The organism is Stenotrophomonas sp. YJH_SMC_91 (assembly GCF_059368495.1).
Map to the genome: position 1 here is coordinate 227,058 of NZ_JCAFRT010000003.1, position 26,619 is coordinate 253,676.

Sequence of the window (26,619 nt, forward strand, 5' to 3'; positions counted from 1 at the left end):
ACTGCGAAATGAATGATTCTGAAACGGGGTTCAAGTGTTAACGGCAACTTTGCAGATCGTCAAGACTTTGACACGACAAATCCTATTGCCGTGAAGCAGTTCACTCTTTTCCCTGTTTATGAAAGGATTTTGTTAGCGGCGCGTGACGCAACCCTGTCGCCTGAAAATCCATGTAACTCGCGGGTGCATCAGGATTTTCACACGCGCAAAGAAAAAACCCGCCGATCAACGGCGGGTTTTTCCATACGCAACGGCATTGAAGCCTGCGCGGTGTGGTGCGATCAGCCGCACCACACCCGCGCGTTGCGGAACATGCGCATCCACGGCGAATCACCCTGCCACTCGGCCGGGGCCCAGCTCATGTTGAGCGCGCGCGGGGTGCGTTCCGGGTGCGGCATCATGATGGTCACGCGGCCGTCGCTGCTGGTCAGGCCGGTGATGCCGTCCGGCGAACCGTTCGGATTCAGCGGGTACTGGCTGGCCACGTTGCCGTGGCCATCGATATAGCGCAGCGAAACACGGGCCGCGGCCTGGTCGACCGCGTTGTCGAACACCGCCTGGCCTTCGCCATGCGCCACTGCTACCTGCAGGCGCGAACCGGCCATGCCACGCAGCAGGATCGACGGAGATTCCACCACTTCCAGCAGCGCGGTACGGGCTTCGAACTGCTCGCTGGCATTGCGGCGGAACTGCGGCCAGTGTTCGGCACCGGGAATGATGTCCTTCAGCTGGCTCATCATCTGGCAGCCGTTGCACACGCCCAGGGCGAAGCTGTCCTCGCGCGCGAAGAACGCGGCGAAGGCATCACGCAGCGCGCTGCGCTCCAGGATCGAGGTGGCCCAGCCACGGCCAGCGCCAAGCACGTCGCCGTAACTGAAGCCGCCGCAGGCGACCAGGCCGGTGAAGTCCTGCAGGGCGACGCGGCCTTCGATCAGGTCGCTCATGTGCACATCGAAGGGCCGGAAGCCGGCACGTTCGAAGATGTTCGCCATTTCGATCTGGCCGTTGACGCCCTGCTCGCGCAGCACGGCCACGCGCGGACGCGCACCGGTGCTGATGAACGGGGCGGCCACGTCTTCATTGATGTCGAAGCTGAGCTTGGGCTTCAGGCCCGGTGCGTTGAAGGCACGGGCGATCTCACGCTCGGCGTCGGCGTTGGCCGGGTTGTCGCGGCGCTTCTGCATCGCGTGGGTGACCGACCACCATGCGTCGAACAGCGACTCCCAGCGCCATTCAGCCAGGTTCTCGCCAGCCAGCGACACGCGCACCACCGGTGCGGTGGTCGGCTTGGCGATGCGCTGCGCGCACTCGGTCAGTGCATGGCGCTCGACCAGGTCGGCGAACGCTGCGCGGTCTTCGCGTGCGATCTGCACCACCGCGCCCAGCTCTTCGTTGAACAGGCTGCGGAATGGATCGTCGCCCCAGGCATCGAGGGTGATGTCCAGCCCCAGGCGCGACGTGAAGGCCATTTCGCACAGCGCGGCGAAGGCACCGCCATCGCTGCGGTCGTGGTAGGCCAGCAGCAGGCCGGCCTGGCGCGCATCGCGGATCAGCTCGAAGAAGCCACGCAGGCGCTGCGGGTCGTCCAGATCCGGGGCAGCGCCGGCGAACGCCGGCAGGTCACCGTGGTCGGCATGCACCTGGGCCAGGATGGAACCGCCCAGGCGCTGCTTGCCGGCGCCAAGGCCGATCAGCCACAGCTCGCTTTCCACGTCGCGGTCGAGCAGCGGGGTCAGCTGCTGGCGCACATCGGCGACCGGTGCGAACGCAGAGATCACCAGCGACACCGGCGACACGCTCTTGTGCGCTTGGCCCTGGTCGTGCCACTGCGCCTGCATCGACAGCGAGTCCTTGCCCACCGGAATGCTGATGTCCAGCTGCGGGCACAGTTCCATGCCCACGGCCTTCACCGCGTCGTACAGCAGCGCGTCTTCGCCCGGGTGGCCGGCCGCGGCCATCCAGTTCGCCGACAGTTTGATCTCATCCAGCGCATCGACCGGGGCCGCGCACAGGTTGGTCAACGCTTCGCCCACGGCCATGCGTGCCGAAGCCGCCGCATCGAGCAGGGCCAGCGGGGTGCGCTCGCCGATCGACATCGCCTCGCCGGCCACGCCGTCGAAGTCGGCCACGGTGATGGCCACATCGGCCACCGGCAGCTGCCACGGGCCAACCATCTGTTCGCGTGCGGTCAGACCACCGACGCTGCGGTCACCGATGGTGACCAGGAAGTTCTTCGAGGCCACCGTCGGGTGCGCAAGCACGCGCAGGCCCGCTTCCTGCAGGTCCAGGCCCGCGGTCTTCAGCGCCGGCCAGCGCGGTGCCGGCGGGTGTGCGGTATCGCGGTGCATCTTCGGCGGCTTGCCGAACAGCACGTCCATCGGCAGGTCGATCGGCGCATCGGCCGGGGTGTGGCCCGGCACGGCGCCATAGGCCACCACCAGGTGTTCCTCGGCGGTGGCCACGCCGACCGCAGCGAACGGGCAGCGCTCGCGGGCGCACAGCGCGGCGAACTCGGCCAGGCGCTCCTGGGCGACGCCGAGCACGTAGCGTTCCTGCGATTCGTTGCACCACAGCTGCATCGGCGACAGCGACGGATCATCGGTGGGCACCTTGCCCAGATCGATCACGCCACCGACCTTGGAGTCGTGCAGCAGCTCGGGGATGGCATTGGACAGGCCACCGGCACCGACGTCGTGGAAGAACTTGATCGGGTTGTTGCTGCCCATCGCCACGCAGCGGTCGATGACCTCCTGGCAGCGGCGTTCCATTTCCGGGTTGTCGCGCTGCACGCTGGCGAAATCCAGGTCCTCGGCGCTTTCGCCGGAGGCCACCGAACTGGCGGCACCGCCACCCAGGCCGATCAGCATCGCCGGGCCACCGAGCACGATGACCGCATCACCGGGCTGCAGCTGGATCTTGTCGACCTGGGTACGGTCGATGGCGCCGAGGCCGCCGGCCAGCATGATCGGCTTGTCGTAGGCACGCACCAGGTCGGCACCTTCAGGCAGCTCGAAGCTGCGGAAGTAGCCAAGCAGGTTCGGGCGGCCGAACTCGTTGTTGAACGCGGCGCCGCCGAGCGGACCATCGGTCATGATTTCCAGCGCGGGCGCCATGCGCGGGTTCAGCGCACGCGGCGCTTCCCACGGCTGCGGCAGCTCGGGAATGCGCAGGTGCGAGACCGAGAAACCGGTCAGGCCAGCCTTCGGCTTGCCGCCGCGGCCGGTCGCGCCTTCGTCGCGGATTTCACCACCGGCGCCGGTCGAGGCGCCCGGGAACGGTGCGATGGCGGTCGGATGGTTGTGGGTCTCCACCTTGATCTGGAACGCGCTGGGCACCTGTGGTTCACGACGGTACTCGCCGCTGGCCGGATCCGGGCGGTAGCGCGACGCCGGATGGCCTTCGATCACCGCGGCGTTGTCGCTGTACGCGCTGAGCGTGTGCTGCGGGGTCTGCTGGTGGGTGTTCTTGATCATCCGGAACAGCGAGCGGTCCTGCTCCTGGCCGTCGATGGTCCAGCTGGCGTTGAAGATCTTGTGGCGGCAGTGCTCGGAATTGGCCTGCGCGAACATCATCAGTTCGACGTCCGACGGCGAGCGGCCCAGCGCGGTGAAGCGTTCGCGCAGGTAATCGATCTCGTCCTGGGCCATGGCCAGGCCGAGGCGCTCGTTGGCGGCCTCCAGCTGGTCCACCGGCACGCGTTCCAGTTCGCCACGGGCGGGTGCCGAGAACAGCGCCTGGCCCTGCTGCACGGTCTCCAGCACTGACTGCGTCATCGGGTCGTGCAGCGCCTTGACCAGCGCCTGCTGCACGTCGGCATCGGCCGGCCAGCCCTGCACGTCGATACGCAGGCCCCGCTCGACCCGGCTTACCGGCTGGCCGGCACCGCGCACCAGTTCGGTGGCCTTGCTCGACCACGGCGACAGCGTACCCAGGCGCGGCACCACGATGCGGCTGACCGCGCCGTCGGCCACGGCTTCTGCCTGCGGCGCCGCTTCGAGGATGCGGCACAGGGTGGCGAGGTCGGGAGCGGCGCTGCCTTCGGGCTGCACGAAGTAGACGTGCCAGGCACCGCTGATGCGCAGGGAGGGAGCGATGGACTGCAGGCGGGATTCAAGACGTTCGCGGCGGAACGGCGACAGGGCGGGCGCGCCCTCGAGGACCATCATGTCCGGGGAACCGTAGTTGGGAAACGGGCCCGACATTGTACCGGAAGCGGGGGAAGGGCTTTGGCCGGGCGGCGCCCGGCACCCGCCGAGGCCAGGGCAACAGCAACAGCAACAGCAACAGCAACGGCCAAAGCAAAAGCGGGGTTCCCGTGGGATGGCGGGGTGGGTCCGGTGGCGGGGGACGCCGTAAACCCGTCCTTGGGGGCTTGGCCGCGGCATCCATGCCGCGGACACCCCCGCCACCGGACCCACCCCGCCTCCGACAGATTTCCGCGATCTGCGGTAGATCCACGCCATGCGTGGATGCTCCCCGGTAGTGCCGGCCGCTGGCCGGCAACAAGGGAACGTCGGAAGTCAGGCATTTAAGAGCGCAGCGACCGGCTTCTGCTTTTGATTTTTTGTTCTGTCTTTCGTGGCTGACCGCGCAGGAACCTGTCCGTGGCCGGGCGGGTGGGCTGCGCAGGGGCGTGAGCCGCATGGATGCGGCGACCGAGCTTACATGGACGTACTTGCAGCGTCCCCTGCGCAGCCCACCCGCCCGGCCAACCACCAGAAATCCGCTGTCAGCGACCCACCCCAGCCACGAGGGGGCTCCGCCGATGGCCGCCGACCGCGCGCAGCGCCGCTCTCCATCCGAATCCCGGAACCATGCGCTTGCTCACGGATTGACCACGCGATTGATGACAACGTTGTCCCCACCTGGCGCCGGACTCTCTCCCCGGCCTCCCAGGTACCTCCGTCCGGCCCCACCCGTCGCCTTCCCGGGCGACGCCCGGACCTGCGTCACGCGCGGCGCCATCGGGGCCCGCGCGCCCTTTGATCGGAGACTTACCCATGTACGACCCGATTGTGCGCAGTGCCGAACGTGCGACCCGAAACTGTCGTCCCCGCCGCCTGGCCTGGCTGCTTGCCGTGGCCGCCGGTGCCGCTGCCCTGCCAGGCCTGGCGCAGGCCGCCAGCTGTGCCGGCGTGGCCCAGTGGGACCAGGCCAAGATCTACCGGGCCGGCGATACCCTGCAGAAAGGAGGCGTCCTCTATCGGGCGAACCAGGACATCTGGAACGCGCCGCCGGACCATCCGGCCGGTGCGCCCTATTACACCAACCTCGGTGCCTGCGATGGCAGCGGCGCCAACCAGCCGCCGGTGGTCAGCCTGACCTCGCCGGCCAACGGCGCCACCTTCAGCGCCGGCAGCACGGTCAACGTGACCGCTACCGCCAGTGATCCGGACGGCAGCGTCGCCAAGGTCGAGTTCTTCCGCGATGGCAGCACGCTGGGCGTGGCCACCAGTGCGCCGTATGCGGCCAGCTGGACCAATGCCAGCGCCGGCAGCCACACCCTGCGCGCGGTAGCCACCGACAACAACAACGCCACCAGCAGCACCGCGACCATCACCATCACCGTCAACGCCGCCGGTGGCGATACCACCGCACCGAGCGTGCCGGGCGGACTGGCGGTCGGCACACGTACCGCCAACAGCATCGCGCTCAGCTGGAGCCCGTCCACCGACAACACCGGTGGCAGCGGCGTGGCTGGCTATGACGTGTACCGCAATGGCAGCCTGGTCGGTTCACCATCCAGTGCCAGCTACGTCGATGGCGGCCTGACTGCATCGACCACCTACCGCTACCGTGTGCGTGCCCGCGACAACGCCGGCAACGCGTCCGCGCAGGGCACAGAGATCAGCGCCACCACGCTGGCCGGCGACGGCGGCACCACCGGCAAGCGGGTCATCGGCTACTTCACCCAGTGGGGCATCTACGGCCGCAACTACCGGGTCAAGAACATCGACAGCAGCGGTTCGGCCGCGCGCCTGACCCACATCAACTACGCCTTCGGCAACGTGCGCAACAACCGCTGCGAAGTGGGCGTCACCCAGCCGTCGGATCCGAACAGCGGTGCCGGTGGTGATGCCTTCGCCGACTACACCAAGGCCTTCAGTGCCGCCGAGAGTGTCAGCGGCAGCGCCGATACCTGGGACCAGCCGCTGCGCGGCAACTGGAACCAGCTCAAGCAGCTCAAGGCCAAGTACCCCGGCATGAAGGTGCTGATCTCGCTGGGTGGCTGGACCTGGTCGCGTGGCTTCTCCAGCGCGGCGCGCCCGGAAAACCGCCAGGCCTTCGTCGCCTCGTGCATCGATGCCTACATCAAGGGCAACCTGCCGGTAACCGACGGTGCCGGTGGTGCCGGTGCCGCGCTGGGCGTGTTCGACGGCATCGACATCGACTGGGAATACCCGGTGGCGTGCGGCATCGAATGCGGCAAGCCGGAAGACAACGCCAACTTCACCGCGCTGATGGCCGAGTTCCGCCGCCAGCTCGATGCAGTGCGTCCGGGCCTGCTGCTGACGGTGGCGGTGGGTGCCGGCATCGACAAGATCCGCGTCACCGACCCGGCCGCGTACCACCCGTACCTGGACTACATCAACGTGATGACCTACGACTTCCACGGCGCGTGGGATGCGAAGACCAATCACCAGTCGGCGCTGTTTGATTCGCCGAATGATCCGTCCACCGGCGACCAGAAGCTGTACAACAGCAACGACGCCATCGAGGCCTTCATCAGCCGTGGCGTGCCTGCCGCCAAGCTCAACCTGGGCATCGGCTACTACGGGCGTGGCTGGACCGGTGTGGCCAACGCCAACAACGGCCTGTACCAGACCGCGACCGGCGCTGCCCCGGGCACGTATGAAGCCGGCATCGAGGACTGGAAGGTGCTGAAGAACCTGGCGTGGCCGGGCTACACCGACAACACCGCCGGTGCCACCTGGATCTACAACGGCAGCACGCTGTGGAGCTTCGACACCCCGGCCAACATCACCCGCAAGATGGGTTACGTGAAGACCCAGGGCCTGGGCGGCGCGTTCGTCTGGGAGTTCAGTGGTGACGATGCACAGGGCACGCTGACCAAGGCGGTCAGTGATGGCCTGAAGTAAGAAAAAAGCCGGGGATGCGGCACGCATCCCCGGCCTCCCACCTGTAGAGGTCGGCGGCGATCAGCGCTTGGCCGACAGCTTTTCCAGCGCCGCGCGCAGCTGCGCCGGCGGCAGGTAGCCCCCCAGCTGGGTGCCGTCCGGCGCGAAGATCGCCGGCGTGCCGTTCACGCCCAGCTGCTGGCCCAGTGCGTACTGCATCGCCACCGGGTTCGTGCAGTTCTTTGCCGGCACGCTGCCACCGCGCTTGGCGTTGGTCAGTGCCTGGCGGCGATCGGCCGCACACCAGACCGAGATCATGTCGGTGTAGTCCTTGCTGCCGAGGCCCATGCGCGGGAATGCCAGATACTCCACCGAGATACCGTTGCGGTTGAGCTCGGCGATGTCCTGGTGCAGCTTGCGGCAGTAGCCGCACTCGATGTCGGTGAACACGCTGATGGTGTACTTGGCATTCGGCGCGGCGAACACGATGCGGTCGCCATGGTTGGCCTTGGCCAGCAGATCGCGACGGTAGCCGAGCAGGCCTTCGCTGTTGGCCGGGCCCTTGGCACGGGTGTCGTAGGGCTGCGACTGGAACAGGTAGCGACCGTCGTCGGACACGTACAGCAGCTGGCCGGAAACGACCACCTCGCGGAAGCCGGGGAACGGCGCGGCACCGATGTAGTCCACCTTGAAACCGGGGTTCAGGGCAGTCAACGCGGCGCGCACGGCCTGGTCGGCAGGCGCGTTGGCGGCCGGGCCGGGCTTGGCAGCAGCGGCAGGCGCCTTGGCGGCTGGCGGGGCCGGCTGGGCGCAGGCAGTCAGGCTGAGCGCACCGAACACGGCGGCGATGGCAAATCGGAGCATGGAGCAGTCCGCGACAGAAGAAGACCCCGGATTCTGACACAGCCACCGGCACGGGGCCGCGACGCCGCGCACCGCCCGGGGCCGGGGTTCAGGACACGGCTCAGCCGCGCGGATGATGCCGGGCGTGCAGTTTCTGCAGGTGCTCGCGCGCCACCAGGGTGTAGATCTGGGTGGTCGACAACGAGCTGTGGCCAAGCAGCATCTGCAGCGCGCGCAGGTCGGCACCGCGGTTGAGCAGATGGGTGGCGAAGCTGTGGCGCAGGCCGTGCGGGCTGATCCGCGCCGGGTCGATGCCGGCCACCTGCGCGTGGCGCTTGACCAGGTGCCAGAACGCCTGCCGGGTCAGCGCATGCAGCGTCGGCTCGACAAACAATGGGGTCTGCCCATCGGCCAGCGCCTGCACCTTGCCCTTGCCGACCAGCAGCGGGCGCGATGCCTGTAGATAGCGCTCCAGCCAGTGCTGCGATTCCTCACCCAGCGGCACCAGCCGTTCCTTGCTGCCCTTGCCGGTGACCCGCAGCACGCCCTGGCGCAGGTTGACCGCGGTGGCCGGCAGCAGCACCAGCTCGCTCACGCGCAGGCCGGCGGCGTACATCAACTCCAGCATGGCGCGGTCGCGCAGGCCCAGCGGGCTGTCGATATCCGGCGCTGCCAACAGCGCGTCGATCTGGCTTTCGGCCAGCGCCTTGGGCAGCAATCGTGGCAGCTTGGGCGGATCCAGCAGCGCGCTGGGGTCCTCGCCGCGTTCGCCACGGCGCACGCCATCGGCGAAGAACGCCCGCAGCGCCGACAGCAACCGCGCATTGCTGCGCGGCGACCAGCCATGACGGGTGCGCCAGGCCAGGTAGTCGAACAACCCCGGGCGCTCGATGCCGGCCAGGCCACCATCGCGCCCATCCATCCAGCGCGCCAGCCCTTCCAGGTCGCGCCGGTAGCTGTCGAGGGTGGCGCGGGCCAGACCGTTCTCGGCCCAGATCGCATCGAGGAAGCGCTGGATGCGCATACTGTCGTCGGCGCGCAGTTCGGGCAGTTGCTGGACCAGCTGGCGGCGTTCGGCGGGGGTGGAAACAAGGGCCATGCGTGCAGGATACGAGGGCCACTGCGGATGCGGCCAGCATTGCGTATGCTCGGCGCATGTCCCGCCCCGCCATTGATACGGCCCCTGCGGCCACTACCGAGCTGCCCCGCCCGCGTGCATTGCTGCTGTGGCGCGTGCTGGCGATGGTCTACGACGCGCTGCCGGTGCTGGCGCTGTGGATGTTGGCCGGCACCCTGTTCACCCTTGCCTACACCTTCAGCGGCCACGCCCAGCGCGAGAACATCGCACCGTTCAGCGCCTGGCAGTGGCTGCTGTGGGCGGTGTGCTGGCTGGTCACGGGGTGGTATGCCACGGCCAGCTGGCGCCGTGGTGGGCAGACGCTGGGCATGCGGCCGTGGCGGCTGAAACTGCGCGCCAGCGATGGCGCGCCGCTGCGGCGCAGCCAGCTGTGGATGCGTTTCACCGTGGGCACGCTGTCCCTGCTGCTGGGTGGACTGGGATTCTGGTGGGCCTGGGTCGACCGCGACCGCCTGACCTGGCACGACCGCGCCAGCGGCACCCGCGTGGTGCGCATGCCCAAGCGCTGATGCGCATCCAGTAGCGTCGAGCCATCCTCGGCAGTTTCGCGATGCACTCGAGAGCCGAGCATGGGCTCGGCTCTACACGATCAACGCAGCGATCAGCTGGCTGGCGCCGGGTCCTGCAGGATCACCGCCGGCTGCGTCCAGAGGTCGAAGAAGGCGGACGCAAACGCATTGGCCTGCACATCATCGGCCACCGGCGACTGTCCGCTCAACTGCGCACGGGTCTTCACGAAGTCCTGCCACAGCTTCAGGCTGGCCTTCTTCAGGCGCCTCTGCTCCCCCGCGTCGGTGGCCGCCAGATAGCGCGCATAGAGGTCGCGCATCGGTTTGCCCTGAGCCTCATAGGCCGCCGGGAGCGCCGGCAGTTGGGCCGGGGTGAATGCCACCGTTGCCGCCGGCACCTGGTAGCCGCCCGGCCCGAAGGCCGCCTTCAGGTCTTCCCCGGCGTCCAGGTACTTGAAGAAGCCGGGCACGTTGTAGAGCTTGGTCCGGTAGTCGGACGAGGTTTCCGGGCTGTTGGACACCACCGTATCGGGCAGCTCCCCCATCAGCCCAACGTCCCAACGGCGCGGAATGAACAAACCGGTCGCCTTCACGTAGGGGCCCTCGATCTCCACGTCGTTCAGTTCGATCTTCGACGCCAGGCCACCGGAGTTGGTCTTGCTGGTGATGTACTGCTCGGTGACGATCACGTACTCGGCCATGGCCGGGTTGATCAACCCACCGATCCCATCGGCGTAGACAACCATGCGTACGCTGCCGATCTTCTCGCTCTGCAGTCGGTACTGGCCCGGCTCCAGGACCAGGGGCATGGAGGTGTGCGGCGGCAGGGTATGCACCTGCTGGTCGACCGACAAGGTCAGCGGTGCATCCGTCGGGTTGTCGATCTCGAAGTCGACGGTGGACCGGCTGCAGCCGGCAGAAAGCAGCACGGCCGCGATGTACGGCAGAAAGCGTTGGAAGCTCATGTTCGTCCTTGAAGTGAAACGGAAACAGCCGGGCCTTGCCCGGCTCCCTGGGAATCAACCCGACTTGCGCCGGAACAGCAGTCCCGATATCGCCAGCATCACGATCGGCGGCAACGCATAGGCAATGCGGTAATCGAACTTCAACGCGCCGGCCATGCGGCCGAAGAACAGCTGCAGCAGCCAGAAGCCCAGCGCGAACAGGATGCCGAGGAACAGGCGCTTGCCCATGCCACCACTGCGCAGCGAGCCGAACGCGAACGGCACCGCCGCCAGGCACAGCGCCAGCACGTTCACCGGGTAGAACCAGCGGCTCCAGTACACATCCTCGTAGTCGCGCGCATCCAGACCGTTGCGCTCGCGGTATTCGATGCTGGTGCGCAGTTCGGCCACGCTGAGGTTGCGCGGCTTGGCGATGCCGGTGGCCAGCGCGCCAGCGTCCAGCTTGGAGTTCCACGGCTCGCGCGCCACTTCCTCGCGCGTGGCCGAACGTTCACCGAAGGTATCGCGGCGCACGCCGGTCAGCACCCAGCCGTCACGGTCATGCTCGGCCGTGTCCGCATGGGTCAGCGAGGCGATCCGACCATCCTCGGCGATGCGATACAGGCGCACGTCACGCAGGATCAGCCGCGTGCCCTTGTCGCCCACCAGCTGCTCTTCGCCACCGGCGGCGCTGAGGAAGGTATCGCCCTCGCGCGCCCACAAACCGGAATAGCGGGTGGTGGAGATGTCCCGCCCCCATTTGGCACTGGACTTCAGCGCATCGGCACGGTCCTGGCCCCAGGGGCCTAGCGTCTCGGCGCTGAGCACCATCACTGCGGTAAGCAACGACAGGGCGATGGCCACCGATACGCTCAGGCGCTTGCGCGACAGGCCCAGCGCACGCAGCGCGGTCAGCTCGGAGGTCGCGGCCAGCTGGCCCAGGCCCATCAGTGCACCGATCACCGCAGCCGTGGGGAACATGGTGTAGGCACGGCGTGGCACCGTATACAGCACCCAGGCGGCCGCATGCCCCAGGGTGTAGCCGTTCTTGCCGATGTCCTTGAACTCGCCGGAAAACGCCATCACCACGTCCAGGCCCACCAGTACGGCCCAGGTCAGCAGCACCGTGGTGAACACCGACTGGCCGAGATACAGGTCGAAACGCATCGGACGCAGTCTCATGCGCGGGCTCCCTTCGGGCGGCCCAGGCGGCCATCACGTGCATACATCCAGATCGCCAGCGCCAGCAGCGGCAGGGTCAGCCACCACAGGCCAAGCGCAGGCGGAATCTTGCCGTTGGCGATCCAGCCACTGCCGATGAACATCAGGTTGGTGCCCACCATGTAGGCCATCAGCGCCAGCATCATCCGCCCGTAGCGCTGCTGGCGCGGCGAGCTGCGGCCCAGCGGCACGGTCAGCAGCGCAAACGCCAGTGCGATCAACGGCGGGGCAAGGCGGCGATGCAGCTGTGCCTGCGCCTCGGGCCGGTCATCGCCGAACAGCTGCGTGGTCGGCATCAGCTCCGGATCATCGCCGGTACGGGTCTGCGCACCGTCGGGCAGGGCCACATCGTTGCGGGCGAAGGTGGCCAGGCGGTAATCCAGCCCCCCGGCCACCGGTCCTTCCACCTGGTGGCCATCATCCAGCTCCAGGAAGCGCTGGCGGGCGCCTTCGAAGAACATGCGCCCCCCTGCGGCGGACACGACTTCCAGGCGATCGTCCTTCTGCCGCTGCAGGAAGACCCGGCCCAGCTGGGTACCATCGGGCGAGATCGAGGACAGGTAGACCACGCCACCGTTGGGCAGCTGGGTGAAGCGGCCCGGCTCCAGGCCCGCCATCAGAACGCTTCGATTGGCCTCGATGATCATCTGCTCGGCTACCCGGCCGGCCCACGGGCCCAGCCACAAGGAGCAGGCGCCGACCAGCGCCACCACCGGCACCACCAGCATCAGCAGCGGCCGCAGCAGGCGTTTGGGGCCCACGCCAATGGCAGTGATGACGGCCATTTCCGAGTCGCGGTAGAGACGGGCCACCGCCAGCAGCAGGCCCAGCATCAACGCCAGCGGCAGGATCAGTGGCAGGTAGGCGATGAACTGCAGGCCCAGCTGGGAGAACAGCAGCTTCGCCGGCAGGCGCCCGTCGGCGATGTTGCCGAGGATGTCCACCAGCACGCCGCCCACGCTGACCACCAGCAGGACGATCAGGGTAGCCAGGAAACTCTGGACGAAATCGCCCAGCAGGTATCGGTCGAGCTTCAGCATGGGGCGGTGGTTTAAACTCTGGGGTTCGTTCGCGGTGCCGCCCAGTCTACTGTCTGGGCGTAAACGGCCTGCGATTGTACGGACTCGCCAATGGAATCTGCTCAATGGCCCTCGAATTCACCCTGAACCACGTTGCTCCGGCCGCCGCCGCCGTTGATTGCCTGGTGGTCGGCGCGTATGCCGACCATACCCTGACCCCCGCCGCACAGGCCCTGGACGCCGCCAGCGGCGGCCGCCTGGCCTCGCTGGCCCAGCGCGGCGACCTGTCCGGCAAGACCGGCGCCACCACCCTGCTGCACGACCTGCCGGGCGTGTCCGCCCCGCGCGTGCTGGTGGTCGGTCTCGGTGACGCCGCCCGCTTCGGTGTGCCGCAGTACCTGAAGGCCGTTGGCGACGCCGTGCGCGCGCTGAAAGCGGGCGCTACCCGCAGCGCACTGTTCACCCTGTCCGAAGTGGCCATCAAGGACCGCGACGCGGCCTGGGCGATCCGCCAGGCAGTGATCGCCGCCGATCACGCTGCCTACCGCTACACCGCCACTCTGGGCAAGAAGAAGGCCGACGACGCCGGCCTGGCCCAGCTGGCCATCGCCGGTGACGACGCCCAGGCCCTGGCCCAGGGCCAGGCCATCGCTGCCGGTGTCGAGTTCGCCCGCGAGCTGGGCAACCTGCCGCCGAACTACTGCACCCCGGCCTACCTGGCCGAGGTGGGCGTGAAGTTTGCCGGTGAGCATGACGGTGCCGAGGCCGAGATTCTCGATGAGCACCAGATGGAAGCGCTGGGCATGGGCTCGCTGCTGGCCGTGGCCCGTGGTTCGGCCAACCGCCCGCGTCTGGTGGTGCTGAAGTGGACCGGCGGCGGCGACGCCAAGCCGTACGTGCTGGTCGGCAAGGGCATCACCTTCGATACCGGTGGCGTCAACCTGAAGACCCAGGGCGGCATCGAAGAGATGAAGTACGACATGTGCGGTGGCGCCAACGTCATCGGCACCTTCGTCGCCGCGGTCAAGGCCAAGCTGCCGCTGAACCTGGTGGTGGTGGTGCCGGCGGTGGAAAACGCCATCGACGGCAACGCCTACCGCCCGTCCGACGTGATCACCTCGATGTCGGGCAAGACCATCGAAGTGGGCAACACCGACGCCGAAGGCCGCCTGATCCTGTGCGATGCGCTGACCTATGCGCAGCGCTTCGAGCCGGCCGCGCTGGTCGACGTCGCGACCCTGACCGGTGCCTGCATGGTCGCCCTGGGCCACCAGACCGCCGGCCTGATGAGCAAGCACGACGACCTGGCCAATGAACTGCTGGCCGCCGGCGAGCATGTGTTCGACCGCGCCTGGCGCCTGCCGTTGTGGGACGAGTACCAGCCGATGCTGGATTCGACCTTCGCCGACGTCTACAACATCGGCGGCCGCTGGGCCGGCGCGATCACCGCGGGCTGCTTCCTGTCGCGCTTCACCGAAGGCCAGCGCTGGGCCCATCTGGACATCGCCGGCGTGGCCAGCGATGAAGGCAAGCGTGGCATGGCCACCGGCCGCCCGGTCGGCCTGCTGAGCCAGTGGCTGCTGGACCAGGCCGCCCGCGCCTGATGCCGTACCCGACCCTGGCCGGCCCCCGCTGGCCAGGGCCTCGCCCGGCACCGCCGGGCCCCTGCCTGACCCGGATCCTGCCATGCCCCGCGCCGACTTCTACCTGATCGCCAAGCCCCGCTTCCTGACCGAGCCGCTGCGCCTGGTCTGCGAACTGGCGCGCAAGGCCAACGACGCCGGGTTGTTCACCCTGGTGCTGGCCCGCGACCAGGCCCAGGCCGAGGAGCTGGACGAGCTGCTGTGGGCGTTCGACAACGATGCCTACATCCCGCACCAGATCGCCGGCGAAGACATGGACGAGGAAGAGGCCCTGGTGCTGATCGCCGTACCCGGCACCGACGCGCCGGCACGCCCGCTGGTGATCAACCTGCGCGATGAACCCTGGCTGGGCCAGTGCGAACGCGTGCTGGAAGTGGTCCCGGCCGATCCGGAAGCGCGCGAACCGCTGCGCGAACGCTGGCGCCAGTACAAGGCCGCCGGTTACGAGCTGAACAAGCACGACATGTAAGCGCGCCCCGGCCCCCTTGGTGGGCCGCCGCCGCGCCCTGATCCTTCAACGATTACCTCCTGGTTCCCCCGCATGACCCAACTCGCCTCCAGCTACGACCCGAAGTCCTTCGAGACCGACCTCTACGAGGCCTGGGAGAAGGCCGGCCACTTCAAGCCGTCCGGCAAGGGCGAGCCGTACACCATCCTGCTGCCGCCGCCGAACGTGACCGGCACGCTGCACATGGGCCATGCGTTCCAGCAGACCCTGATGGACGCGCTGGTGCGCTACCACCGCATGCGCGGCTACGACACGCTGTGGCAAGTCGGTACCGACCACGCCGGCATCGCCACCGAAATGGTGGTCAGCCGCAACCTGGCGCTGGAAGGCAAGGGTGAGACCCGTGATTCGCTGGGCCGCGAAGGCTTCATCGGCAAGGTCTGGGAGTGGAAGCAGCAGTCCGGCGATACCATCGAGCGCCAGATGCGCCGCCTCGGCACCTCCGCCGACTGGTCGCGCAGCACCTTCACCATGGACCCGCAGCCGTCGGCGGCGGTCAACGAAGCCTTCGTGCGCTGGTACGAGCAGGGCCTGATCTACCGCGGCCAGCGCCTGGTCAACTGGGACCCGGTGCTGAAGACCGCCATTTCCGACCTGGAAGTGGAGAGCGCCGAGGAAGACGGCTTCCTGTGGTCGATCGCCTACACGCTGGATGAGGGCCTGAGCTACGAACACGTCGAGCGCGATGCCGACGGCGTGGAAACCCTGCGCGAAACCCGCGACTACCTGGTGGTCGCCACCACCCGCCCGGAAACCCTGCTGGGCGATACCGCGGTGATGGTGCACCCGGAAGACGAGCGCTACGCGCACCTGATCGGCAAGAGCGTGGTGCTGCCGCTGACCGGCCGCCGCGTGCCGGTGATCGCCGACGACTACGTGGACCGCGCGTTCGGCACCGGCGTGGTCAAGGTCACCCCAGCGCATGATTTCAACGACTACGAAGTGGGCGTGCGCCACAGCCTGCCGATGATCAACCTGTTCACCCCGGTGGCAGCGCTGAACGAAAACGCGCCGGAGCGTTTCCAGGGTCTGGACCGCTACGCCGCGCGCAAGGCCGTGCTGGCCGAACTGGAAGACCTGGGCATCCTGGTCGAGACCAAGGCGCACAAGCTGCAGGTGCCGCGCGGTGACCGCACCGGCCAGGTGATCGAGCCGTACCTGACCGACCAGTGGTTCGTGAAGATGGACGACCTGGCCAAGCGCGGCCTGGAACTGGTCGAGGACGGAAGCATTTCCTTCGTGCCGCCGAACTGGATCAACACCTACCGCCACTGGATGAACAACATCCAGGACTGGTGCATCAGCCGCCAGCTGTGGTGGGGCCACCGCATTCCGGCGTGGTTCGACGAAGCCACCGGCAGCTGCTACGTCGGTCGCAGCGAAGAGGAAGTGCGGGCGAAGCACAACCTGGGCAGCGAGGTGGTGCTGAACCAGGAAAGCGACGTGCTGGAGACCTGGTTCTCCTCGCAGCTGTGGCCGTTCTCCACCCTGGGCTGGCCCAACGAGCAGGCCATGGCCGAGCGCGGCTTTGATCGCTACCTGCCGTCGTCGGTGCTGATCACCGGCTTCGACATCATCTTCTTCTGGGTGGCGCGCATGATCATGGCCACCGACAACCTGGTCGGGAAAATCCCGTTCAAGGACGTCTACTTCACCGGCCTGATCCGCGACGGCCAGGGCCAGAAGATGTCCAAGAGCAAGGGCAACGTGCTCGACCCGCTGGACATCATCGACGGCATCACCATCGACGACCTGGTCGCCAAGCGCACCGGCGGCCTGATGCAGCCGAAGATGGTGGAGAAGATCGAGAAGGCCACCCGCAAGGAATTCCCGGACGGCATCGCCGCCCACGGTGCCGATGCGCTGCGCTTCACCATCGCCGCGCTGGCCACCCACGGCCGCGACATCAAGTTCGACATGAACCGCGCCGAGGGCTACAAGAACTTCTGCAACAAGCTGTGGAATGCCAGCCGCTTCGCGCTGATGAACACCGAGGGCGCGGCGTTCACCGGCGTTCCCAGGCCGCGTACCGATGCCGAGCGCTGGATCCTCGCGCGCCTGGCCGCCACCACCGCCGAAGCGCAGGGCCATTTCGCCGCCTACCGCTTCGACCTGCTGGCGCAGTGCCTGTACGAGTTCGCCTGGAACGCGTTCTGCGACTGGTTCCTGGAACTGAGCAAGCCGGCACTGAACGGTGCAGACGCCGCCGACGCCGAAAGCACCCGCCACACCCTGCTGTACGTGCTGGAAGCGCTGCTGCGCCTGCTGCACCCGCTCACGCCGTTCATCACCGAACAGCTGTGGCAGCAGCTGGCCCCGCGCCTGGGCCTGGCCGAAACCACGCTGTCGCTGCGCCCGTACCCGACCGCCGCCGAGTTCGAAGGCGATTTCGCCCAGGCCGAGGCCGACGTGGAATGGCTGAAGGCGGTGATCAGTGCCGTGCGCCGCGTGCGAAGTGAGCTGAACGTCGCGCCGTCCAAGCTGGTGCCGCTGCGCCTGCAGGCCGGGCTGGAGCAGGACCGCGTGCGCATCGAACGCTTCAGCGCCTCGCTGTCGTTCCTGCTGAAGCTGGACAGCATCCAGTGGCTGGCCGAAGGCGAAAGCGCACCGCCGGCCGCCGCCGCGATCGTGGGCGAGCTCAAGCTGCTGGTGCCGCTGGAAGGCCTGGTCGATCTCGATGCCGAGCGCGTGCGCCTGGACAAGGAAATCGCCCGCGTCGAAGCGGAGAAGGAAAAGAGCGAGACCAAGCTGGCCAAGTTCACCGACAAGGTGCCGCCGGCCGTGGTCGAGCAGGAGCGCGTGCGACTGGCCGACTGGAACACCCAGCTGGCCGGCCTGCGCGAGCAGCGCGCGAAGCTGTAAGCGCCGCGCTCTGGTGCGTGCCAACCAGGGTTGGCACCTGCCCTGCCTCGCTCTGGTGGGTGCGGACCTTGGTCCGCACTGAGCGACGTGCCAACCAAGGTTGGCACCCACCAAACCCGGAACATTTCCCCGGCATGGCATCATCGCCCGATGCCTCTTTCCATCTTCCTGCTGGTCCTCGCGGCTGCGGCCCTGCATGCCAGCTGGAATGCGATCGTCAAACGCGGGCCGGACAAGTTCCTCGGCACCGTGCTGGTCACCGGCAGCGCCGCGCTGCTGTCGGCGGCCGCCCTGCCCTTCCTGCCGTTCCCGGCCGCGCACAGCTGGCCCTGGCTGGCTGCATCCGTGCTGCTGCAGGTGACCTACTACGGACTGGTGGCACGCTGCTACCAGCAGGTCGACATGAGCCTGGCCTATCCGCTGATGCGTGGCAGCGCGCCGATCCTGGTTGCGCTGGCCGGCACCCTGCTGGGCGAGCAACTGCCCCCGGCGGCGTGGCTGGGCGTGGTCCTGGTGAGCAGCGGCATCCTGTGCATGGCACTGGGCGCACGTGGCGGCCAGCTGCGGCTGCCGCTGCTGACCGCGGCGATGATCGCCACCTACACCCTGGTCGATGCGCAGGGCGCGCGCCAGTCCGGTGGTGCGCTCAGCTATACGCTATGGCTGTTCCTGCTGTCAGGCATCCCACTACCCCTGTGGGCGTTGTACACCCGCGGCGGCGCAGTGCTGGACTATGCGCGCCAGCACTGGCCGCTGGGACTGGCCGGTGGCGTCGGCACCACGGCGTCCTACGCGATGGCATTGTGGGCCATGACCCAGGCGCCGGTGGCGATGGTCTCGGCGCTGCGTGAATCCTCGATCCTGTTCGCGTTGCTGATCTCGGTGTTCGTGCTGCGCGAGCGGATTCCGCGTGCGCGCTGGCTGGCGGCGGCGCTGATCGTCGGCGGTGTGTTGGCACTGCGGCTGGCGTGAGAAAAGCGTGCCAACCAAGGTTGGCACCTAGCACGGCAGGTGACGTGTCGATGACAGCGGAGATCCACCGGTAGTGCCGGCCGCTGGCCGGCAACCCTTCTCCGTTACAGCGGCGGCATCGTCTGCAGGTCGCCGTCGACCAGTTCGATCGCCATCACCACCGCGTCTTCGCGGCCCTGTGCGGCCGGATAGTAGCGCGGGCGGCGGCCGATCTCGTTGAAGCCTTCGCTGTGGTACAGCGCCAGCGCCGGCGTGTTGGACGGACGCACTTCCAGGAACACACGCTGCGCACCGCGGTTGCCTGCCAGCTGCACCAGTGCGCGCAGCAGTTGGCGACCCAGCCCACGCGACTGCGCCAGCGGATCGATGCAGATGTTCAATACATGTGCCTCATCGGCGGCAATACTGAGCACGCCGTAGCCGATCAGCTGGCCATCGCGCTCCATCGCCAGGCCGGGATAACCGGCACGCAGGCAATCAACGAAGATGCCGCGGGTCCATGGGAACGGATACCCACGCACTTCAATCGCCATCACCGCATTGAGGTCGCTCTCGCGCAATGCGCGCAGGCTGACCGGGCCGGGCTGGCTGACCGCACTCATGGTGCGCCCCGCTTGCGCAGGGCGCGCAACTGCGGCCACAACGCGCGCTTGGCGGCCGGGTCCTGACGCAGCTGGTCCAGCGGCCAGCTGTCCATCAGCGCCTGCGTGGCGGGGTCGTTGGGATTACAGCCGGAGGCACGCAGCAGTGCGATCTGCAGGCGATCCGGGAGCCGCACCACCGGCTGCCGCGCATTGCCACCCGGCAGCGGGCGGCCAGCGGCGGGCGCGGTGTCCGGTGCGCTGACCGGGGTCTCGCGACGCGGCGGCACCGGGCGTTCCTGGCGGGAACCCGGTGTGGCTTCAGCCGGAGGCTCGCGCGCGGGGGCGATTGGTGCCCGCACCTGCTCCACCGCTGGCGCGGCAACCGCATCGGCTTCGGCCACGCTCAACTGCAGCGCGGCATCCAGCTCCGCAGCCAACTGGCCGTCGTGATAGACGGTATAGCCCATGGCCTGCAGCCAGGCCTGCTGGGCCGGTGACCACAGCACGGGCAGTTCCTGGCTCACGCGGCCTCGGGCTTCTTGCGCAGGCGCTGCGCGGCCCACATCACCGGGCCGGACAAGGCGTACAGGATGCCGACCGCGAACAGCACGCGCGGCAGGTCGATCACCGCGATGGCGATCGCCACCGGCACCAGGGCCAGCACCAGGAACGGCACGCGGTCGGAACGGGTGCCCTTGGCGCCGCCACCCTTGAAGCTCCAGAAGCGGATACGGCTGACCATCAACAGCGCCGCGACGATCGTCACCGCCAGCGCCACGTAGCGCAGCTGGTTGCCGTCCCAGCCCAGGTTGCCATCGGCGAAGGCCCAGACGAAGGACATCATCAGCCCGGCCGCGGCCGGGCTGGCCAGGCCGACGAACCAGCGTTTGTCGACCACCGCGACCTGGGTGTTGAAGCGGGCCAGGCGCAGCGCCGCGCAGGCGGCATACAGGAAGGCCACGGCCCAGCCGACGCGGCCGAGCAGCGGGTCATCGAACTTCAGCCACGACAGCGACCAGTGGTACATCACCAGCGCCGGGGCCATGCCGAAGCTGACCAGGTCGGCCAGCGAGTCGTACTGGACGCCGAACTCGCTGCTGGTACCGGTCAGGCGCGCCACGCGCCCGTCCAGGCCATCCATCACCGCCGCCACGAACACGGCGATGCTGGCATTGACGAAATCCCCGTTGGCCGCGGCGATGATCGCGTAGAAGCCGGCGAACAGGCCGGCAGTGGTGAACAGGTTGGGCAGCAGGTAAATCGTGCGCGAACGCGGCGGCGGTGTGATCGGGTCCATGGAATCCAGTTTAATCGACTTGCCAGTGCTCGGCGCCAATGCTGCAATCGGCGTTCTACGCCCATTCCGCGGAGTTTGCCATGCGTGCCCTGTCCTGCCTTGGATGCCTGCTGCTGTTGGCCAGTGCCAACGCCGTGGCCGGCCCGGTCTATAAATGGAAGGACGCCCATGGCGTGACCCAGTATTCGGAGACCCCGCCGGCGGGCAAGAAGTTCGAGACCCGCGAGCAGGCCCGCACCCCGCAGGCCGCGGCCAGCGCCGAGACCCCGGCCGCGCCGGTGCCGGAGCAGTGCAGCACCGCCCGTGCCAACCTGGCCCTGCTGGAAGGCTCCAGCCAGGTGATGCAGGACACCAATGGCGACGGGAAGGCCGATACCGCGTTGACCGCGGAACAGCGCAGCGCGCAGAAAGGATTGGCTGAAGCGGCCATCAAGGCGTACTGCCCGGCGGAGTGAGGGTATCGGCAGGGCTTGCAGCCCTGCACCTGCTTCAAGCAACGGCAACGTCAAATGCCAAAGCGGCTCTGGTTTTCTACTGGTTTGGCGGGGCGGTGTGGGCTGGCAGGACACGCCGTACCCCCCCCTTCCGGGGTCCGGCCCAGCCGCTGGCGGCTGTGCGTTCGGGCGCTTGCGAAGCAGTGCTTCGCAAGCAAAGCGCCCTCACCCCTGGGGGCTCGATGGCGCCATCCATGGCGCCAACGGTCCTGCCAACCCACACCGCCCCACCCCCGACAGGTTCCTGGTGACGGTGGTAGATCCACGCCATGCGTGGATGAAATCTGTCAGATCTCGAATTGAATCCGGGGTCAGATCCGTTTTCCTGCGGAAAACGGATCTGACCCCAGGAGCCATTCCGACAGCTCGCAGGAAACTGTCGAAGGCGGGGTGGGTCCGGTTGCGGGAGTGTCCGCGGCATGGATGCCGCGGCCAAGCCCCCAGGGATGGGTTTACGGCGTCTCCCGCAACCGGACCCACCCCGCCATCCCACGGGAAGCCCGCTGTTGCTTCGGCAGTTGCTTCTGAGGTTGCCGGCCAGCGGCCGGCACTACTGCGGGTGCAGGGCGCAGCCCTGCCGATACCCCTCTCCCCGGCCGGGCTGGCAGAATAGGCGTCTCTGCCGTTATCCGAAGCCGACGATGCGCCTCTCCCAGTTCCACCTGCACACCACCAAGGAAACCCCCAGCGACGCCGAGCTCACCAGCCACCGGCTGATGCTGCGCGCGGGCATGATCCGCAAGCTGGCATCGGGCCTGTACACCTGGTCGCCGCTGGGCCTGCGCGTGCTGCGCAAGGTTGAACGCATCGTGCGCGAGGAAATGGACCGCGCCGGTGCCGTGGAATTCCAGATCCCGACCATCCAGCCGAAGGAACTGTGGGAGCAGACCGGCCGCTGGCAGAAGTTCGGCCCGCAGCTGCTGAAGATCAAGGACCGCAAGGACCAGGTGTTCTGCTACAGCCCGACCGCCGAAGAAGCCGCCTGCGACTTCGCGCGCAGCGAGCTGTCCAGCTACAAGCAGCTGCCGGTGAATTTCTACCAGGTGCAGACCAAGTTCCGCGACGAGATCCGCCCGCGCTTCGGCGTGATGCGTTCGCGCGAATTCCTGATGAAGGATGCCTATTCGTTCCACCTGCACGATGAGTGCCTGGTGCGCGAATACGAGAACATGAAGTCGGCCTACAGCCGCATCTTCACCCGCCTCGGCCTGGACTTCCGCATGGTGCAGGCCGACTCCGGTGCGATCGGTGGCGATGCCTCGCAGGAATTCCACGTGATCGCCGATTCCGGCGAGGACGCGCTGGTGTTCTCCACCGGTTCGGACTACGCCGCGAACATGGAAGCGGCGATCGCCGCCGATCCGGCACCGCGTGCGGCTGCCAGTGAAGCCATGCGCAAGGTCGACACCCCTACCCAGAAAACCTGCGAGGACGTCGCGGCGCTGCTCGGCATCGCGCTGCAGCGCACGGTGAAGTCGGTGGCGCTGATCGCCGGTGAGGGCGAAGCACAGCAGTTCGTGCTGGTGCTGGTGCGCGGCGACCATGAGGTCAACGAGATCAAGCTGGCCAAGGTCGCCGGCCTGGACGAACAGCGCTTCGCCAGCGAGGCGGAAATCGCCGAGTACCTGGGCAGCGTGCCGGGCTTCCTCGGCCCGGTCGCCCCGGCCAAGGCCATCCGCGTGGTCGCCGACCGCGAAGTGGCCGCGATGTCCGACTTCGTCGTCGGCGCCAACGAAGCCGGTTTCCACCTGGCCGGGGTCAACTGGGGCCGCGACCTGCCGGAACCGGAAGTGGCCGACATCCGCAACGTGCGTGCCGGTGACCGCGCGCTGGACGGTGGCGAACTGAAGATCGCCCGTGGCATCGAAGTCGGCCACGTGTTCCAGCTCGGCCGCAAATATGCCGAAGCGCTGGATGCCACCGTGCTGGACGAGAACGGCAAGGCGGCGGTGATGGCGATGGGCTGCTACGGCATCGGTATCTCGCGCGTGGTGGCTGCCGCGATCGAACAGAACCATGACGATGCCGGCATCATCTGGCCGGACGCGATGGCGCCGTGGCAGGTGGTGGTGTGCGTGATCAACCCGAAGGGCGACGCCGCCGTGGCCGATGCTGCTGCCAGCCTGCTGCAGGAACTCCGCGACGCCGGCCTGGACGCGGCACTCGACGACCGCGGCCTGCGCCCGGGCGCGATGTTCGCCGACATGGAACTGATCGGCATCCCGCACCGCGTGGTGGTGAGCGAGCGCGGCCTGGCCGCCGGTACCTACGAGTACCGCTCGCGCCGCGCCAGCGAAGCGGAAAGCCTGGACAAGGCCACCCTGCTGCAGCGACTGCAGGGCTGATCAGGAGAAGACCGGGGCATGCCCCGGTCTTTTTTTGCCTGTCGCCCAGTTGAGCAATATTGCAGCGGACATAATCCGGTCAAAATCGACGCAATGCAGCCGGGATGCTGCCAGGCCATGACCCGCCTGCATTTGTGCTGTGATTAATTCATCTTTATTCTGTCCCGCGACGCCATGGACTGGCTCGTCCCGTCCACATTTTAGTTTCCGGAGTAACCGTAAATGAGCATTGACCTGACCGGCCTGTCGGCACGCGAGCTGGGCGCCCTGATCCGTACCGCCAAGAAGCAGCAGACCATCGTCGCCAAGCGCCGGCCAATCACCAAGGTCCGGGCCCAGCTGACCAAGCTGGCCAAGACCGAGGGTTACACCATCGAAGAACTGTTCGGCGGCGCCCCGGCACCGCGCGCGCGCAAAGCCGCCCCGGCAGCCAAGGCACCGTCCAAGACCGCCGGCCGCAAGCTGGGCAAGGTTGCCCCGAAGTACCGCAACCCGGCCAACCCCAAGGAAACCTGGACCGGTCGTGGCAAGCAGCCGCGCTGGATGGCCGAGCTGACCGCCAAGGGCAACAAGAAGCCGGAAGATTTCCTGATCAAGAAGGCCTGAGGCCGGATCGGGATGCAATGAAAAACGCCGGCGGAAGCCGGCGTTTTTCATTCTTCGGTGTGCGGGCCAACGGTCCACACCTACAGGGTTTTGCGCGCCGGCATCAGCAGGTTGCCGAACAGCAGGCCGGCCACCAGCGCCATCACCACGTTGAGCACGGTGAGGAACACGCTTTGGCCCGCGCCAACGTCCTGCTGCTGGACCAGGGTCAGCACGCCGCGCAGGCTGGTGCTGCCGGGCACCATCATGATGATGCCGGGCAGGCGGATGATCGCTCCTGGGCGGCCAACGAGGCGGCCGAACAGATTGCCACCGGCGGTCAGCAACATCGCTGACAGGAAGATGCCGGCCGGCGCGCCCCAGGCGTGCCCGCCGAACTTGGAGATCGCGTAACCCGCCACCGAGGCTGCGATCACCCACGGGTAATCGCGCCGGTTGGCCTTGAACAGCATCGCGAAGGCGAATGCCGCGGTCAGCAGCGAACCCCACTCCACCCACGGCCCCTGCGGCCGCGTGGCGCGGATCACCGGGTCCAGGCCGAGTACATCGGCCAGGGTCACCGCGATCATCGCGCCCACGCTGAGCTTCATGATGGTGGTCAACGCGCCGGCGAAGCGCGCGGTACCGGAGACCCAATGCTGGCTGGCGAGTTCATTGACCGCATTGGTCAGCGACATGCCCGGCAGCAGCACCACCAGCGAGGCGATGATCACCGTGTTGAGGTTGAGTGCGCCAACAAAGGACGCGACCAGGGTTGCGACCATGCCGGCCAGCAGCGCCGCCAGCGCCTCGGCCGCTTCACGGGTGGCCGGGCGACGGTCGGTGACCATGCCGAGCAGGCCGATCATCAGGCCGATGACACCGGCGGTGGCGATGTCCAGCCACGGCAGCTTCCACATGCCGGCCACGCCGGCCGCGCCCAGGGTGAATGAAAGAATGGTGCGCAGCTTGCCGCGCCGGCCCGGATCCTTGTCCAACTGGCGCAGCGCGGTGTGGCCCTGGGCAATGCTCATCCGCCCGTTGGACACTTCCTCGGCGATATGGTCGGCGACGCTGAGCTTGTGCAGGTCGTTCTCGCCGGGTGCCAGGCGGATCACGCGGGTGATGTCGCTGGAGCCGATCGCCTGTGCCGGGTCGCTGAAACTGAGGATGATACCGGTGGGATTCGACCACGGTTCACAATCCAGATCGAGCTGGCGGGCCAGTGCCACCACTGCCGTTTCCAGGCGCTGGGCCGTGGTGCCGTAGCTGTGCAGGCGTCCGGCGATCTCGGAAACAAAGGCCACGCGCTGCGCGTAGGTGGCCTGGGGCGTGGGGATCGTGTGAGCGTCTGCGGACATGCGCCGTAGTATTACCTACTGCCGGGCCGCACTGGATAAATTCATCCGGGTTCGACGCGATGCCCCAGACAGAACGGTTATGCTGCGACCCGAATGGCCCAAGTGACCCCGAACCACGCCCCCCAGCTCGAACAGGATGCCCATGACCCGGGCCTGATCCGCCTGTCCGGCACCTGGACCTTGAAGACCGCGCTGGCCGCGGCCGAAGTCCTGCGCGGCGTTCCCGACACGCTGACCGGCATCGACGCCACCGGCATCGAGAAGATGGATTCGGCCGGCGTGCTGCAGGTACTGCGCGTAGCGCATCGCGCCGACCTTGGCGAGGACGCGTTGCAGTTCCGGCCGGACCACCAGGCGCTGGTCTGCACCATCGAGGAAGTGGCCGACGACCGGCCCCGGCCCAAGCGCGATTTCGGCGTGCTGGCGGCGCTGGAACGGCTCGGTGTCAGCGTCCATGCCACTGGCCACAACATCAAGGCGCTGTGCAGTTTCCTCGGCGAGAACCTGGTCAAGGCAGCACGCCTGGTCAAGGAGCCCCGCCGTTTCCGCCTGACCGCCACCGTCCACCAGATGGAGCAGGTCGGGCTGGACGCAGTACCGCTGGTGGCGCTGCTGTCGTACCTGGTCGGCGCGGTGATCGCCTTCCTCGGCTCGACCATCCTGCGCGACTTCGGCGCCGAGATCTACGTGGTCGAGCTGGTCAACATCGCCTTCCTGCGCGAGTTCGCGGTACTGCTGACCGCGATCGTGCTGGCCGGCCGCACCGCCAGTGCGTTCACCGCGCAGATCGGCGCGATGAAGGCGCGCGAGGAAATCGACGCGATGCGCACGCTGGGCCTGGATCCGATCGACCTGCTGGTGCTGCCACGCCTGCTGGCGCTGCTGGTCACCCTGCCCCTGCTGACCTTCATCGCGATGATCGCGGGCCTGGCCGGCGGCATCACTGTCGGCGCGTTCGACCTCGACATCCCGCCGCAGATGTACATCGCGCGCATGCACGAGACGATGGAAGTGCGGCACATGCTGGTCGGCCTGTCGAAGGCGCCGGTGTTCGCGCTGGTGATCGGCCTGATCGGCTGCCTGGAAGGGCTGAAGGTGGAAGGCACGGCGCAGTCGGTCGGCGAACGCACCACCTCCAGCGTGGTGCAGACGATCTCGCTGGTGATCATCATCGACGCCTTCGCGGCGTTGTGGTTCATGCACATGGACTGGTGA

20 protein-coding genes are annotated in these 26,619 nt (G+C 67.7%); 10 read left to right on the forward strand and 10 right to left on the reverse strand.

Features of this window, described 5'->3' with window-relative positions; genetic code table 11:
• Nucleotides 1-281: 281 nt before the first annotated feature.
• Nucleotides 282-4,166: a phosphoribosylformylglycinamidine synthase gene (gene purL, locus AC5P5X_RS06565; RefSeq protein ID WP_012479109.1), complete on the reverse strand. Its 3,885-nt coding sequence runs from the start codon at nt 4,164-4,166 to the stop codon at nt 282-284.
• 834 nt (nt 4,167-5,000) lie between these two features.
• Between purL and AC5P5X_RS06570 the strand changes: the two genes are divergently transcribed.
• Nucleotides 5,001-7,100 (forward strand): glycosyl hydrolase family 18 protein, encoded by a 2,100-nt coding sequence (locus AC5P5X_RS06570; RefSeq protein ID WP_043033864.1) that lies wholly within the window; start codon nt 5,001-5,003, stop codon nt 7,098-7,100.
• A gap of 60 nt (nt 7,101-7,160) precedes the next feature.
• Here AC5P5X_RS06570 and AC5P5X_RS06575 read toward each other — a convergent pair whose 3' ends face one another.
• Nucleotides 7,161-7,943: a DsbC family protein gene (locus AC5P5X_RS06575; RefSeq protein ID WP_024958538.1), complete on the reverse strand. Its 783-nt coding sequence runs from the start codon at nt 7,941-7,943 to the stop codon at nt 7,161-7,163.
• Between the two features lie 100 nt (nt 7,944-8,043).
• The gene (gene xerD, locus AC5P5X_RS06580) at nt 8,044-9,021 is read right to left on the reverse strand and encodes a site-specific tyrosine recombinase XerD (protein ID WP_024958537.1); all 978 of its coding nucleotides are present in this window, start codon (nt 9,019-9,021) and stop codon (nt 8,044-8,046) included.
• A gap of 56 nt (nt 9,022-9,077) precedes the next feature.
• On the opposite strand from xerD, the gene AC5P5X_RS06585 reads away from it, so the two are divergent.
• Nucleotides 9,078-9,569: an RDD family protein gene (locus tag AC5P5X_RS06585; RefSeq protein ID WP_005408017.1), complete on the forward strand. Its 492-nt coding sequence runs from the start codon at nt 9,078-9,080 to the stop codon at nt 9,567-9,569.
• A gap of 92 nt (nt 9,570-9,661) precedes the next feature.
• Here the strand turns inward: AC5P5X_RS06585 and AC5P5X_RS06590 are convergent, their stop codons facing one another.
• The 3 genes from AC5P5X_RS06590 to lptF are packed head-to-tail and all read right to left on the reverse strand — an operon-like array spanning nt 9,662 to nt 12,774.
• Complete coding sequence (locus tag AC5P5X_RS06590; protein ID WP_062607843.1) at nt 9,662-10,534, reverse strand: hypothetical protein; 873 nt, start codon at nt 10,532-10,534, stop codon at nt 9,662-9,664.
• A gap of 54 nt (nt 10,535-10,588) precedes the next feature.
• A complete protein-coding gene (gene lptG / locus AC5P5X_RS06595; protein ID WP_005408015.1) occupies nt 10,589-11,695 on the reverse strand; it encodes an LPS export ABC transporter permease LptG in 1,107 nt (368 codons plus the stop codon).
• Nucleotides 11,692-12,774 carry an LPS export ABC transporter permease LptF gene (lptF, locus tag AC5P5X_RS06600; protein WP_005408014.1) on the reverse strand — a complete coding sequence of 361 codons (1,083 nt, stop codon included), beginning with the start codon at nt 12,772-12,774 and terminating at the stop codon, nt 11,692-11,694. Before lptF ends, lptG begins: the two co-directional genes overlap by 4 nt.
• Before the next feature lie 104 nt (nt 12,775-12,878).
• On the opposite strand from lptF, the gene AC5P5X_RS06605 reads away from it, so the two are divergent.
• The 4 genes from AC5P5X_RS06605 to AC5P5X_RS06620 all read left to right on the forward strand — a co-directional run bounded on the left by AC5P5X_RS06605 (nt 12,879) and on the right by AC5P5X_RS06620 (nt 18,738).
• Nucleotides 12,879-14,357: a leucyl aminopeptidase gene (locus AC5P5X_RS06605; protein ID WP_005412193.1), complete on the forward strand. Its 1,479-nt coding sequence runs from the start codon at nt 12,879-12,881 to the stop codon at nt 14,355-14,357.
• Between the two features lie 82 nt (nt 14,358-14,439).
• Nucleotides 14,440-14,865 (forward strand): DNA polymerase III subunit chi, encoded by a 426-nt coding sequence (locus tag AC5P5X_RS06610; protein ID WP_005408012.1) that lies wholly within the window; start codon nt 14,440-14,442, stop codon nt 14,863-14,865.
• Nucleotides 14,866-14,937: 72 nt separating this feature from the next.
• A complete protein-coding gene (locus AC5P5X_RS06615) occupies nt 14,938-17,766 on the forward strand; it encodes a valine--tRNA ligase (RefSeq protein WP_111189078.1) in 2,829 nt (942 codons plus the stop codon).
• Between the two features lie 150 nt (nt 17,767-17,916).
• Entirely contained in the window at nt 17,917-18,738 is an 822-nt protein-coding gene (locus AC5P5X_RS06620) for an EamA family transporter (protein ID WP_043033868.1), read from the forward strand.
• 104 nt (nt 18,739-18,842) lie between these two features.
• On the opposite strand, the gene rimI is transcribed toward AC5P5X_RS06620, so the two are convergent.
• Genes rimI through pssA form a run of 3 tightly spaced genes read right to left on the reverse strand, consistent with a single transcriptional unit; the run spans nt 18,843 to nt 20,619 of the window.
• The gene (gene rimI, locus AC5P5X_RS06625; protein WP_032964690.1) at nt 18,843-19,340 is read right to left on the reverse strand and encodes a ribosomal protein S18-alanine N-acetyltransferase; all 498 of its coding nucleotides are present in this window, start codon (nt 19,338-19,340) and stop codon (nt 18,843-18,845) included.
• Entirely contained in the window at nt 19,337-19,846 is a 510-nt protein-coding gene (locus tag AC5P5X_RS06630) for a hypothetical protein (RefSeq protein ID WP_111189077.1), read from the reverse strand. The genes rimI and AC5P5X_RS06630 overlap by 4 nt, the downstream gene beginning before the upstream one ends.
• Nucleotides 19,843-20,619 (reverse strand): CDP-diacylglycerol--serine O-phosphatidyltransferase, encoded by a 777-nt coding sequence (gene pssA, locus AC5P5X_RS06635; protein WP_059036242.1) that lies wholly within the window; start codon nt 20,617-20,619, stop codon nt 19,843-19,845. Before pssA ends, AC5P5X_RS06630 begins: the two co-directional genes overlap by 4 nt.
• Nucleotides 20,620-20,699: 80 nt before the next feature.
• On the opposite strand from pssA, the gene AC5P5X_RS06640 reads away from it, so the two are divergent.
• The 3 genes from AC5P5X_RS06640 (at nt 20,700) to AC5P5X_RS06650 (ending at nt 24,064) form a co-directional block, all read left to right on the forward strand.
• Nucleotides 20,700-21,074 carry a DUF4124 domain-containing protein gene (locus AC5P5X_RS06640; protein ID WP_111189079.1) on the forward strand — a complete coding sequence of 125 codons (375 nt, stop codon included), beginning with the start codon at nt 20,700-20,702 and terminating at the stop codon, nt 21,072-21,074.
• Between the two features lie 680 nt (nt 21,075-21,754).
• Nucleotides 21,755-23,458 carry a proline--tRNA ligase gene (locus tag AC5P5X_RS06645; protein WP_111189314.1) on the forward strand — a complete coding sequence of 568 codons (1,704 nt, stop codon included), beginning with the start codon at nt 21,755-21,757 and terminating at the stop codon, nt 23,456-23,458.
• Nucleotides 23,459-23,680: 222 nt separating this feature from the next.
• A complete protein-coding gene (locus AC5P5X_RS06650; RefSeq protein WP_005408004.1) occupies nt 23,681-24,064 on the forward strand; it encodes an H-NS histone family protein in 384 nt (127 codons plus the stop codon).
• Nucleotides 24,065-24,144: 80 nt separating this feature from the next.
• On the opposite strand, the gene AC5P5X_RS06655 is transcribed toward AC5P5X_RS06650, so the two are convergent.
• Nucleotides 24,145-25,404 carry a threonine/serine exporter family protein gene (locus tag AC5P5X_RS06655; RefSeq protein ID WP_049427914.1) on the reverse strand — a complete coding sequence of 420 codons (1,260 nt, stop codon included), beginning with the start codon at nt 25,402-25,404 and terminating at the stop codon, nt 24,145-24,147.
• A 93-nt stretch (nt 25,405-25,497) separates the two neighbouring features.
• Between AC5P5X_RS06655 and AC5P5X_RS06660 the strand changes: the two genes are divergently transcribed.
• Nucleotides 25,498-26,619, forward strand: coding sequence for an ABC transporter permease (locus tag AC5P5X_RS06660; RefSeq protein ID WP_005408002.1), 1,122 nt, complete (start codon nt 25,498-25,500; stop codon nt 26,617-26,619).

Bases quoted from the DNA above. Each gene is read 5' to 3' on its own strand.
- lptF (WP_005408014.1), bottom strand. From the start codon at position 12,774: ATGCTGAAGCTCGACCGATACCTGCTGGGCGATTTCGTCCAGAGTTTC.
- AC5P5X_RS06645 (WP_111189314.1), top strand. From the start codon at position 21,755: ATGCGCCTCTCCCAGTTCCACCTGCACACCACCAAGGAAACCCCCAGC.
- AC5P5X_RS06640 (WP_111189079.1), top strand. From the start codon at position 20,700: ATGCGTGCCCTGTCCTGCCTTGGATGCCTGCTGCTGTTGGCCAGTGCC.
- AC5P5X_RS06605 (WP_005412193.1), top strand. From the start codon at position 12,879: ATGGCCCTCGAATTCACCCTGAACCACGTTGCTCCGGCCGCCGCCGCC.
- rimI (WP_032964690.1), bottom strand. From the start codon at position 19,340: ATGAGTGCGGTCAGCCAGCCCGGCCCGGTCAGCCTGCGCGCATTGCGC.
- AC5P5X_RS06650 (WP_005408004.1), top strand. From the start codon at position 23,681: ATGAGCATTGACCTGACCGGCCTGTCGGCACGCGAGCTGGGCGCCCTG.
- AC5P5X_RS06570 (WP_043033864.1), top strand. From the start codon at position 5,001: ATGTACGACCCGATTGTGCGCAGTGCCGAACGTGCGACCCGAAACTGT.
- AC5P5X_RS06590 (WP_062607843.1), bottom strand. From the start codon at position 10,534: ATGAGCTTCCAACGCTTTCTGCCGTACATCGCGGCCGTGCTGCTTTCT.
- purL (WP_012479109.1), bottom strand. From the start codon at position 4,166: ATGATGGTCCTCGAGGGCGCGCCCGCCCTGTCGCCGTTCCGCCGCGAA.
- AC5P5X_RS06610 (WP_005408012.1), top strand. From the start codon at position 14,440: ATGCCCCGCGCCGACTTCTACCTGATCGCCAAGCCCCGCTTCCTGACC.
- AC5P5X_RS06585 (WP_005408017.1), top strand. From the start codon at position 9,078: ATGTCCCGCCCCGCCATTGATACGGCCCCTGCGGCCACTACCGAGCTG.
- AC5P5X_RS06575 (WP_024958538.1), bottom strand. From the start codon at position 7,943: ATGCTCCGATTTGCCATCGCCGCCGTGTTCGGTGCGCTCAGCCTGACT.
- AC5P5X_RS06620 (WP_043033868.1), top strand. From the start codon at position 17,917: ATGCCTCTTTCCATCTTCCTGCTGGTCCTCGCGGCTGCGGCCCTGCAT.
- pssA (WP_059036242.1), bottom strand. From the start codon at position 20,619: ATGGACCCGATCACACCGCCGCCGCGTTCGCGCACGATTTACCTGCTG.
- lptG (WP_005408015.1), bottom strand. From the start codon at position 11,695: ATGAGACTGCGTCCGATGCGTTTCGACCTGTATCTCGGCCAGTCGGTG.
- AC5P5X_RS06660 (WP_005408002.1), top strand. From the start codon at position 25,498: ATGGCCCAAGTGACCCCGAACCACGCCCCCCAGCTCGAACAGGATGCC.
- AC5P5X_RS06615 (WP_111189078.1), top strand. From the start codon at position 14,938: ATGACCCAACTCGCCTCCAGCTACGACCCGAAGTCCTTCGAGACCGAC.
- xerD (WP_024958537.1), bottom strand. From the start codon at position 9,021: ATGGCCCTTGTTTCCACCCCCGCCGAACGCCGCCAGCTGGTCCAGCAA.
- AC5P5X_RS06655 (WP_049427914.1), bottom strand. From the start codon at position 25,404: ATGTCCGCAGACGCTCACACGATCCCCACGCCCCAGGCCACCTACGCG.